The organism is Pseudonocardia kujensis, assembly GCF_021283305.1.
Taxonomy (GTDB): domain Bacteria; phylum Actinomycetota; class Actinomycetes; order Mycobacteriales; family Pseudonocardiaceae; genus Pseudonocardia; species Pseudonocardia kujensis.
Genome location: NZ_JAJSOK010000038.1, coordinates 57,797 through 67,750 on the forward strand (window position 1 = coordinate 57,797; position 9,954 = coordinate 67,750).

Here is a 9,954-nt window from a genome sequence, read left to right on the forward strand (position 1 = left end):
TCGGCTGGTGGTCAGGGGCCGAGCAGGGCCTCGAGGTGGTCGCCGCCGAAGAGGCGGTCCGGGTCGAACCGGTCCCGCACGGCCAGGAAATCGGACAGCGCCGGATAGGCCACGGCGAGGTCGGCGGCGGTCCAGTCGTGCCGCCCGCCCCAGTGCGGCCGCCCGCCCATTCCCTCCAGCACCGAGCCGACCAGCCGGAACAGCGGGCCGTGGTCGTCGCCGCGGTGGGTCCGCACGGTGATCCACGCGGTGGCGCGGCCGTGGGCGGGGTGCAGCCAGCCCGTCTCGGCCGGGCCCGTGCGCACCTCGATCGGACGCCTGACCTCCCGGTCCCGCGCCGCGGTCGCGGCGCCGAGCTCCCGGATCGCGGCGGCGAGCGCCTCGCGCGGCAGGGCCCACTCCGTGAACCCGCCCCGGACCGGGTGCGGATCGGGCAGCAGCTCGTGCGGTAGCCCCGTCACCACCCCGTCCCAGCGCGGTGCGGGGCGGGAGCGCTGCGCCGACCACTGCGCCGACGCGGTGTGACCGAGCCGCGTGACGACCCGGCCGATCGCCTCGACCGGCCCCCCGGTCGTGGGCTCGGGTTCGCGGTCGACGACGGGCCCCGCCCACCGCAGCAGCGCCTCCCCGCTGGGCAGGTGGAGCTCGACCGCCGCGAACCGGTGCGTGTCGAGCGGACCGCCGACCGCGAGGGCCTCCTCGGCCACGACCGGTTCCTCGTGGGCCTCCACCTGCTCGGCGGGCACGGTGCGCAGCTCCACCTCGGTCACCACGCCGAGCGCCCCGAGCCCGGTGCGCAGCGCGTCCAGCTCGGTGTCCTCCGCCTTCCGCACCCGCCCGGTGCCGTCGACGAGCCGCAGCCCGACGACCTGGTCGGAGAGCGAGCCGATCCGCGCGCCGCCGCCGTGGGTCCCGGTCGCGATCGCGCCCGCCACGGTGGCGAGCGGCCCGTGCGTGGGCGGGGCCAGCGCCCGGCCGCGTTCTGCGAGCGCCGCCTGCACCGAGGCGATGGTCGCGCCCGCCCGGGCGCGGACGGTGTCGGACGTGACGGCGGCGACGCCGGTGAGCGCCGAGCAGTCGACGTGCACGTCGTTGGTGAGGGTCAGGGCGCTGTCGGACCGGCCGGAGCCGAGGGGGCGGACGGTCAGGCCGCGTTCGGCGGCGCGGCGCACGGCGGCGACGACGCCCGCCTCGTCGAGCGGGCGGTCGGTGCGCCGGGGCCGGCACTGCTGCCCGCCCCACCAGTTCACCCACATCGTGTCGACGACGGCGGCCTCACGCGTGGAGCCGCGCCGCGACGGCACGGAGATCGGCCCGGGCCCGTTCGGCGTCGACCTTGACCGGGTCGCCGTCGTCGATCACCTGCTCCCCCGCGACCCAGACGTCGCGGACCAGCCGCGACCCGCCGGCCCACACGAGGTTGGACAGGAGCTGGGCGTCGTCGTCGGGGTCGACGAAGGCCTGGTCGTCAAGGTCGACGTGCACGAGGTCCGCCCAGCGGCCGGGCTCCAGCACCCCGATGTCGCTGCGGTCGATCGCCTCGGCGCCGTCCCGGGTGGCCATGAGCAGCACGTCGGCCGCGGTGAGCGCGGCGGCGTCGTCCTCGCGCACCCGCGCGAACAACGCCGCGAGCCGGGCCTGGTGCCAGAGGTCGAGGTCGTCGCCCGAGGCCGGTCCGTCCGTGCCGAGCCCGACGCGGATCCCCGCCCGTCGCAGGTCGCCCACCGGGGCGAGCCCCGCCGCGAGCTTGGCGTTGGACCCCGGGCAGTGCGCGACCGCGACGCCGTGTCGGCGGTAGAGCGCGACGTCCTCCTCGGAGAGCTGGACGGAGTGTGCGGCGAGCACCCGGCCACCGAGGGCCCCGACGGCGGCGAGCTCGGCCGGGACGGAGCCGTACTCCTCCCGCTGTGCGACGTCTTCCTGCCGCGACTCGGCCACGTGGACGTGGAGCAGCGCCCCCCGCTCCCGCGCGGCCTCGGCCGTCGTGGTCAGCGCCTCGGGCGGCAGCGTGTAGGCCGAGTGCGGTCCGTACCCGAGCTCGACCCGCTCGTGCGGGCCGGACCGCAGGCCGTCGGCGTCGATCCGGGCCGAGACGTCGTCGCGCATCTCCTCCCACGTGCCGAGCCGGTCCCAGCCGGGCGCGGCGATGATCCCCGGGGTCAGCAGCACCCGGGAGCCGGCCGTGAGCACGGCCTCGATCACGGCGTCGGCGACGAAGTACATCTCCACCGAGGTGGTGCAGCCGGTCCGCAGCAGCTCGACGGCGCCCGCGGTCATCCCGACCCGGACGTGCTCGTCGGTGAACCTCGCCTCGGCCGGCCACATGACGTCCTGCAGCCAGGACATCAGCGGCAGGTCGCCGCCCATCCCCCGCAGCGACAGCATCGGCGTGTGGCAGTGGGTGTTGACCAGGCCGGGCAGGAGCACGCCGGGCAGCTCGTGCACCGGCCCCTCGGCAGCCGGGGCCTCCGCCCGCGGGCCGACGTGGGCGATCCGCCCGTCCGGCCCGACGTCGACGACCGCGTCGCGCAGCACGGGGAACCCCGGCCCGCAGGTCAGCACGACGGGCGCGGCGAAGCGTTCGCCCCCGGTGGTCACCGGCGCGGATCGAGCAACGACCGCAGGGACCGGAAGGGCGGCAGCCAGGCGCCGGTGTCCGGCAGGGTGTCGAGGGTCATCCGCGGCAGCGGCTCGCGGAAGACGCCGTCGATGTCCTCGAGGTCGAGGAAGGAGATCGTCTCCGAGTTCAGCGCGAAGTTCGCGTACTCGCGGAACCCGATCACGGTGACGTCCGTCTGCTGCTCGATCAGCTTCTCGAGCGGCTCCCGGAAGGCCCGGCCGTCGCCGGAGGCCACCACGACGTGCCGGAGGTGGCCCTCGTGCTCCCGCATCTCGATGTGCCGGAGCATGTCGTCGTCGATGTCCGAGTCCTCGGTGACCTTCGGCTTGGCGAAGACCGCGAACCCGACGTTGCGCAGCGCCTCGACCCACGGCCGCACGACCTCGGTCGAGCCCGGCACCACGTTGGTGAACACGCAGGCCTCGGCGACGGCGTCGGGGCCGGCGAGGTCGAGCAGCCAGCGGCCGACGGCGTCGAACCGCGGGCGGAAGGCAGAGGTGGGCCGCGCGCCCAGGAGCGAGCCGAGGCTCATGTCCATGTTCGGCGCGTCCCAGACGAGCAGCACGCGCGGGAGGGGGCCGGTCGACGTCACGGGGTCCGGGTCTCCCGAGGGTGGGTGCGCATGCCCGTGACCCTATCCCGACTCCGACGCCCGTGGCGGCCCGTCACACTGACCGGGTGAGCACGAACGGAGCGGTCGATCCCGCGGCGGACCCCCAGGCGACCGCGGCGCGGGTCGCGAAGGCGATGGAGCACCACGACCAGGCGATCCGCGGCGCGGGCATCCGGCTCGTCGACGTGGGGCCCGGACGGGCGCGGACGGCGCTCACGGTCGAGGACCGGCACGTCAACGGGCACGGCATCGCGCACGGCGGCTACCTGTTCTTCCTCGCCGACGCGGCGTTCTCCTTCGCCTGCAACAGCCACGGCGTCTCGACGGTCGCCTCGGGCGGCGACGTCGCCTTCCTCCGCGCCGCCCGGCTCGGCGAGGAGCTGGAGGCCGAGGCCGTCGAGCGCGCGCTCGTCGGGAGGTCCGGGCTCTACGACGTGACGGTCCGGACCGGGTCCGGCGAGGTCGTCGCCGAGTTCCGGGGCCGGTCCCGGGCGGTACCGCACCTGCCCGCGCCGACCCTCGACTGACGACCACGGACCAACACGGACCAACACGGACCAACACGGACCAACACGGACCAACACGGAACCACCACGGCCCGAACCGACGCGGCCCGGTCTAACGCAGGTAGAGCAGGTCCCGGATCGCCCGCCCCTCGCGGACCGCACGCTGCTCGAACTTCGTCAGCGGACGCGCGTCGGGCCGGGGCAGCCAGCCGTCCGGCCCGGTGTCGGGCGCGCGGTGCAGCAGCGGACAGGCGTCGCACACCTTGCGCATCTGCAGCGCGTAGTGCTCCCAGTCCGTGGCCAGGTGCAGCCACCCGCCCGGGCGCAGCCGGGACGCGGCGAGCGCGACGAAGTCCGGCTGCACGAGCCGGCGCTTGTGGTGCCGCCGCTTCGGCCAAGGGTCCGGGAAGAAGATCCGGATGCCGTCGAGCAGACCCTCGGGGGTCGCGCGCTCGAGGAGGTCGACGGCGTCGCCGCGCAGCAGCCGCAGGTTCTCCAGACCGGCCTCCTGCCGCAGCATGAGCAGCCGCGCGAGCCCGGGCTCGTAGACCTCGACGGCCACGTGGTCGACCTCCGGCGACGCGGCCGCCATCGCGGCGGTGGCGTCGCCCATCCCCGAGCCGATCTCCAGGACCACCGGCGCCGCGCGTCCGAAGAGGGCCGCGGGGTCGAGCCGGCCGACCGCAGCGACGTCGCCGCCGTACTCCGGCCACCACTGGTCCCAGGCGTGCTGCTGGCCCTCGCTCAGCCGGTTGCGCTGGTGGACGAAGGAGGGGATGCGCTGGTGCCCGCCGGAGGCGGAGCCTGCGGAGCCGTCCCTCGATTCGGAGGCGGAGCCTGCGGAGCCGTCCCTCGATCCGGAGGCGGAGCCTGCGGAGCCGACCATGGACCCTGTGCCTGTGGTGCCGACCGTCGGTGCGGTCTCATGCACCGTCGGCCGCGGGGAGGGAGACGTGCGAGGTGGCGCCGGGCAGCTTGCCGCGGACGTAGCCCGCGGTGGTGAACCCCAGGCAGACGACGACGGCGGCCGCGGAGACCGGCCGCTTCGCCTTGACCTCGCGGATCAACGCCTTGGGCAGCACGGTCGCCACGTACTTGCTCTCGGTCGAGAGCGCGTCGCCCTGCCCGACGAGCTTGGAGACGGCCGCCTTCGACAGGCCCTCCGCCCAGCTGCGGCGGCGCAGGTAGGACCAGTCGACGCGGTCGTCCGAGACGCGGTGGTCGACCTCCGCGCGCGGCTCGAAGAGGATCTTCACCTCGCGCCCGTCGGCCCGGTAGGCCTGCCGGGCCCTGATGCAGAGCTCGGTCTCCTCGCAGCCCAGCGGGTTCTTGCCGATCCGGCCGATGTCCTCGGCGAACCCGCCGACCCGCTTGAACACCTCGCGGCGCAGGGACATGTTGCAGCCCATGAGGTTTCGGACCTCGGCCTGCTCCGTGGGCTGGCCGGTGTAGGTGCAGCCGACGACCCAGTCGAGCTCACCGGTCGCGTCCCGCCCGCCGGGTGCGCCCGGGAGCGTGGCGGGGCGGCCCGAGTCGTCGACGGCGGCACGGGCGACCGGCCACCGCGGGTGCGCCACGCCGCCGACGCCGATCACCGCCGGGTCCGCGTAGGGCTCCAGCAGGGCGCGGAGCCAGCCGGGTCGGGCGGTGGCGTCGTCGTCGAGGAACACCACGACGTCGCCGGTCGCCATCTCGACGGCGGTGTTGCGCGCACCCGACAGGCCCTGCTTGTGCGCGTTGGGAACGACCTGCACCCGCGGGAACGCCTCGCGGGCCCGCTCGAGCAGCCCCTCGTTGTGGTCGACGACCACGATCGTCTCCACCGGCAGGACGTCCTGCGTCTGCACCGACTCGACGGCCGACACGATGTCGGCCCACCGCTTCTCGGTGTAGACGCAGACGACCACGGTCGCGGTGACCGGCGGCTCGGGTGCGGGCTCGAACAGGTTCACGGGGCGGGGTCCTCCGGTGCGGTCCGCCGGCGGCCGACGTCTCGTGCGGTCAGTTCTTCCGCCTGTCGGCGCGCCGGTGCTCGGAGAGCAGGGTACGCAGCACCCGCGTGCCGTCGGCGAAGGTCCTCAGGTTCGTCTCGCCGAACATGCGCTGCTTCTCGACCGACGGCACCTCGGTGATCTTCAGGCCTGCGGCCGCGATGCGGCAGTTGAGCACGGTCTCGATCTCGAACCCGTCGCCCCACAGCATCGTGCCGTCCTCCGGCTGCGGCTCGCCCGGGTCGGGCAGCTCCAGCAGCGGGAGCAGGTCGGCCCAGAAGGCGTTGTAGCCGTAGCAGAGGTCGGTGTACGACGTGCCGAACAGGGCGTTGGCCACGCCGTTCAGCCCCGCGTTGCCGGTGCGGCGCAGCAGGGTGATGTCGTCGCTGCCACCGCCCGCGGCGAAGCGCGTGCCCTTCGCGAAGTCGGCGCCGGCCACCAGGGCCGACACGAACGCGGGGATCTCCGAAGGGTCCGCCGAGCCGTCCGCGTCGAACATCACGATCACGTCGCCGGTCGCCGCCGCGAAACCGCACGCCATCGCGTTGCCCTTGCCCTTGCGCGTCTGCGTGATGCAACGCACCCACGGCAATGTGCGACGCGCCGTGCCGATGGTGTCGTCCGTGGAGTTGCCGTCCACGACGATGATCTCGTGCACCGCGGGCCGCACGGCCGCGATCTGCGGCAGGACGACCTCGAGGTTGCGCGCCTCGTTGCGGGTGGGCACCACGACCGTCACGGCCGGATTGGCCGAGCGGCGGGGCGACGGCCGGGGCCGCGGCCTGCGGAACCCGGCGGGCGGTGCCTGCGGACCGGCGGGGGGCGCGAAGGGCCCGGGAGCCATGGCGCCGGGCGGCACGGCCCCGGGCGGGGGCCGGTACCCGGCGGGCGGGGGCCCGTAGGGACCCGGGCGCGGGCCCGGTCCGGGGTGCTGCCCGGGGCCGCCGGGCCGAGGTCCGCGGTACGGCGGCGCCCCGGGTGCCCCGGGGGGCACCGGCGACGAGGCCGGACGGGCGGGCGTTACGGCGCTCACACAACCTCCAGACAGGTCCGCTCCAATCGGGACAACGAGGCACCGCGACCCCGGTTACGGGTGATCGCGATCTCACTCGCCGGGGATCGGGTCGGTCGGGGAGCGTGACCGTGTCGTGACCCGATCCTCGTAGTCGTACGCATCCTGACGCGTCCGATCGGCGGCAGGCTCAGCGGTATGTCCGAACCGACCGGTCGACCGCCCGCGCTCGACGAACGGCTGCTGTCCGTGGCGGCCGAGCTCACCCGCCTGGGTAGGCGGGTCGACGAGCTCGGCGGGACGGTGAACGCGCTGGTCACCGAGCTGCGTGGAGGTCCGGCCGAGGGGGCCGACGGAGTGGTTCCGGCGGGGCCGGTGGAGGGTGCGACGGGGGCCGCGCGACCGTCCGCCGACGCGTCGGAACCGTCCGTCCCGCCGCGCGTGTCGCGGCACTACACCACCGATCCTGTGGCCACGCTGTGGACGCCACCGTCGGGTGTGTCGCCGTCGCCCGTGGGTGGACCGTGGGGTCCCCCTGCGCAGGCCGCCCACCAGGGCTTCCCGTATGCCGCGCCGATCGGGCCGCGCCCACCCACCCTGGCGGACCGGCTGCGGGCCCGGCTCTCCGGGCCCGCCCTCCTGGCGGTGACCGGCGCCGTCGTGACGCTGCTCGGCGTCGTGCTGCTGCTGGTGCTGGCCGCCTCTCGAGGGTGGTTCTCCCCGCCGGGACGGGTGGCCGCGGGCGTCGTCCTCGGCGGCGTGCTGGTCGGCCTGGCGCTGCGGCTGCACCGGCGGCCCGAGGCGCGGACGGGGGCGCTCGCCCTGGCGGGCACCGGCATCACGGCGCTGTTCCTCACCGTCGCCGCCGCCACCGCGCTCTACGACCTCGTGCCGGACGTCGCCGGGTTGGCCGCCGGGCTCGCCGTCGCGGCGGGCGGGGTGGCGCTGGCCGACCGCTGGCGGTCGCAGGCGCTCGCGGTGGGGGCCGTCGTGGGGGCGGCCCTGCTCGCCCCCTTCGTCGCCGACGGGCCGGGGCCGCTGCTCGTCGCCCTGGTCGTGGTGCTGCAGGCCGCCGCGGTGCCGGCGGTGGTGCGGCGCGGCTGGGGCGTGCTCGCCGCGGCGGCGGCCACCGCTCCCGCCCTCTACGGTCTCGTCGGCCCGTACGCCGAGCCGCTCGGGCCCGCGACCGCGGCCGCAGCAGCCGCGCTCGTGGTCGGGCTCGTGCCGACGCTGCTGCTCGACCGTCCGGGCACCCGGACCGCCCCGGTGGCGGTGGCCTGGGTGGTCGCAGCCGCCCCGCTGCCCCTGCTGGCGCTCGCGGCCCGGACCGATCCCTGGCCCGGTGCGGGGCTGGCGTTGCTCGCGGCCGTCGCCCTGCTCGCGTTCGTGTTCCCGGCCGGTCGAGCGGTCGTGCGGCTCACGGCGCTGGCCGCCGGTGCGGTCGCGGTGCTGGTGGCGACCGTCGTCGCGTTCGACGGCGGCACCCTCGACGCGGTCCTGCTCGGCGAGGGGGTGGTCGTACTCGTCGCGGGGACCGTCGCGCGGAGTCGGCCGGCGTTGCTCGTCGGCGGCGGGTTCGCGGTGATCGGCTACCTCGGTGCGCTCGCCGGCGCGCTGCCGGACCCGACCGCGGTCCCCGCCCTGCCGGTGCCGTTGCGCGGTCTCGTGCTCGCCGTGCTGGTCCTCGCGGCGGCGGTCGCGGCGCTCGCCGGCGCGGGCCGCACCGGGGTGATCCGGGCCGACGCCCGCACCGCGCTGCTGTGGGTCCCGCTCGCGCTCGTCGCACTGCACGGCGCCACCACCACGGTGGTGACCGCGGCGCTGCTCGTGTCGCCGGACCGGGCCGGCTTCCTCGCCGGGCACGCGCTCGTCACGGTGTCGTGGACGGTCGCGGCGCTGGTCCTGCTCGCCCGCGGGATCACGCGGCCGGCGCTACGGGCGGCGGGTGCCGTCCTCGTGGTGGCGGCGGTCGGGAAGCTCGTGCTGTTCGACCTGCTGGCACTCGACGGTCTCGCGCGGGTCGCGGCCTTCCTCGGCGCCGGGCTGGTCCTGCTGGCGGCCGGGCACCGCTACGCACGGCTGGTGGCCCGCGGCGCGGGCGCCGGGGACCACGCCCGGGGCGGTGCCTCCGACAGAGCCTCCGACCGAGCCCGCGACGGAGCCTCCGACCGAGCCTCCGACCGAGCCCCCGACGGTGCCCGGGACGCCGCCCGGGATCAGGAACGGGGCGAGCAGTGACGGCGTGGCCTCGCCCGCCAGCCGCAGCGCCTCGCGGGCGTCGACGTCGTGGGCGTGGAAGGCGCCCCGGCCGGCCGCCGTGGTCGCGCCGAGGGTGACGAGCCCGTTGCGCCGCTGCAGGATCGTCTGCCGCACGGTCCAGCCGATCACCCCGTCGCGGTGCAGCGCGACCGTGGTGCGGCGCAGCGACCCGGCGCGCACCACGAGGTAGCGGCCGACGACCGCGTGCCCGAGCCCGCGGTAGGTGTCGATCGCGACCGCCGCACCGACCGGGGCGCCGACGACCAGCAGGACCACGGCCACGAGGACGGGCCACAGCGTCCCGGTGACCGCGCCCGCCACGGCGAGCGCCACCACCGGTGGCCCGACGACGAGTGCGGCCCGGCGCAGCCGCCGGCGGCGCGCGGCGGGCGGGTGCGGGCGCAGCGCCGCGGCCCTCGGCGAACGGGACTCGCCGAGGATCACCGCGACCACCCGCTCGGCGAGCAGGCGGGGCGCGGTCGGCAGCAGGGTGCGGTGCTCGGTGCTCTCGGTGCCGCTGCCCACCAGCAGGCCCGACGCCACCGCGTCGACCCGCGCGGCCCCGGCCAGCCGCACCCCTAGCGGCTCGACGAGCTCGACGCCGGTCAGCCGCCGCTCCTCCAGGGAGATCGACCGGGTGGTGAGCACCCCGCGGCGGACGCGCAGTGTGCTGCCGGGTTCCCGGTCGAGGCGGAACCCGCTCCACGTCTCGGCGTAGACCAGGAACGCGACGACCGTGCCGGCCAGCATGATCCCGAGCACGACCAGCAGGATCCGCACCGCGGGCGGCATCGCCCGCAGCAGCCCGCCGAGCGGCCGGTCGACCAGCGCGAGCACCACGGCGAGCACCGCGATCCCGAAGAGCGGGGTGGCGGCGGTGAGCACGCCGTAGCGCAGCCAGCGCGGGTCCAGCTCGGCGATGCGGCCGTCGGCGGGACCGGCGGGCGGGCCGC

General features: G+C 76.2%; 8 protein-coding genes and 1 pseudogene. 2 read left to right on the top strand and 7 right to left on the bottom strand.

All coding sequences use genetic code 11. From position 1 onward, the window contains the following. Positions 1–11: 11 nt before the first annotated feature. From LWC35_RS23950 to LWC35_RS23960, 3 genes are read right to left on the bottom strand one after another with little or no spacing between them, the layout of a single operon-like run. Positions 12–1,304 carry a D-arabinono-1,4-lactone oxidase gene (locus LWC35_RS23950; RefSeq protein ID WP_232872495.1) on the bottom strand — a complete coding sequence of 431 codons (1,293 nt, stop codon included), beginning with the start codon at positions 1,302–1,304 and terminating at the stop codon, positions 12–14. Next, complete coding sequence (locus tag LWC35_RS23955; RefSeq protein ID WP_232872496.1) at positions 1,276–2,598, bottom strand: amidohydrolase family protein; 1,323 nt, start codon at positions 2,596–2,598, stop codon at positions 1,276–1,278. The genes LWC35_RS23950 and LWC35_RS23955 overlap by 29 nt, the downstream gene beginning before the upstream one ends. Beyond that, positions 2,595–3,212 (bottom strand): NYN domain-containing protein, encoded by a 618-nt coding sequence (locus tag LWC35_RS23960; protein WP_232872497.1) that lies wholly within the window; start codon positions 3,210–3,212, stop codon positions 2,595–2,597. The genes LWC35_RS23955 and LWC35_RS23960 overlap by 4 nt, the downstream gene beginning before the upstream one ends. A 155-nt stretch (positions 3,213–3,367) precedes the next feature. Between LWC35_RS23960 and paaI the strand changes: the two genes are divergently transcribed. Then, positions 3,368–3,760, top strand: a complete 393-nt coding sequence (gene paaI, locus LWC35_RS23965; protein WP_232872504.1) for a hydroxyphenylacetyl-CoA thioesterase PaaI — start codon at positions 3,368–3,370, stop codon at positions 3,758–3,760. Between the two features lie 91 nt (positions 3,761–3,851). On the opposite strand, the gene trmB is transcribed toward paaI, so the two are convergent. From trmB to LWC35_RS23980, 3 genes are read right to left on the bottom strand one after another with little or no spacing between them, the layout of a single operon-like run. Beyond that, positions 3,852–4,625, bottom strand: a complete 774-nt coding sequence (trmB, locus tag LWC35_RS23970) for a tRNA (guanosine(46)-N7)-methyltransferase TrmB (protein ID WP_232872498.1) — start codon at positions 4,623–4,625, stop codon at positions 3,852–3,854. Positions 4,626–4,662: 37 nt separating this feature from the next. Beyond that, entirely contained in the window at positions 4,663–5,691 is a 1,029-nt protein-coding gene (locus tag LWC35_RS23975) for a glycosyltransferase family 2 protein (RefSeq protein WP_232872499.1), read from the bottom strand. 49 nt (positions 5,692–5,740) lie between these two features. Further along, entirely contained in the window at positions 5,741–6,469 is a 729-nt protein-coding gene (locus tag LWC35_RS23980; RefSeq protein WP_232872505.1) for a glycosyltransferase family 2 protein, read from the bottom strand. Positions 6,470–6,940: 471 nt separating this feature from the next. Between LWC35_RS23980 and LWC35_RS23985 the strand changes: the two genes are divergently transcribed. Next, on the top strand, positions 6,941–8,980 hold the full coding sequence (locus LWC35_RS23985) for a DUF2339 domain-containing protein (protein ID WP_232872500.1): 2,040 nt from the start codon (positions 6,941–6,943) through the stop codon (positions 8,978–8,980). 81 nt (positions 8,981–9,061) lie between these two features. Here the strand turns inward: LWC35_RS23985 and LWC35_RS23990 are convergent. Further along, positions 9,062–9,793, bottom strand: a pseudogene (locus LWC35_RS23990) (PH domain-containing protein); the annotation flags it as partial. Positions 9,794–9,954: the final 161 nt, after the last annotated feature.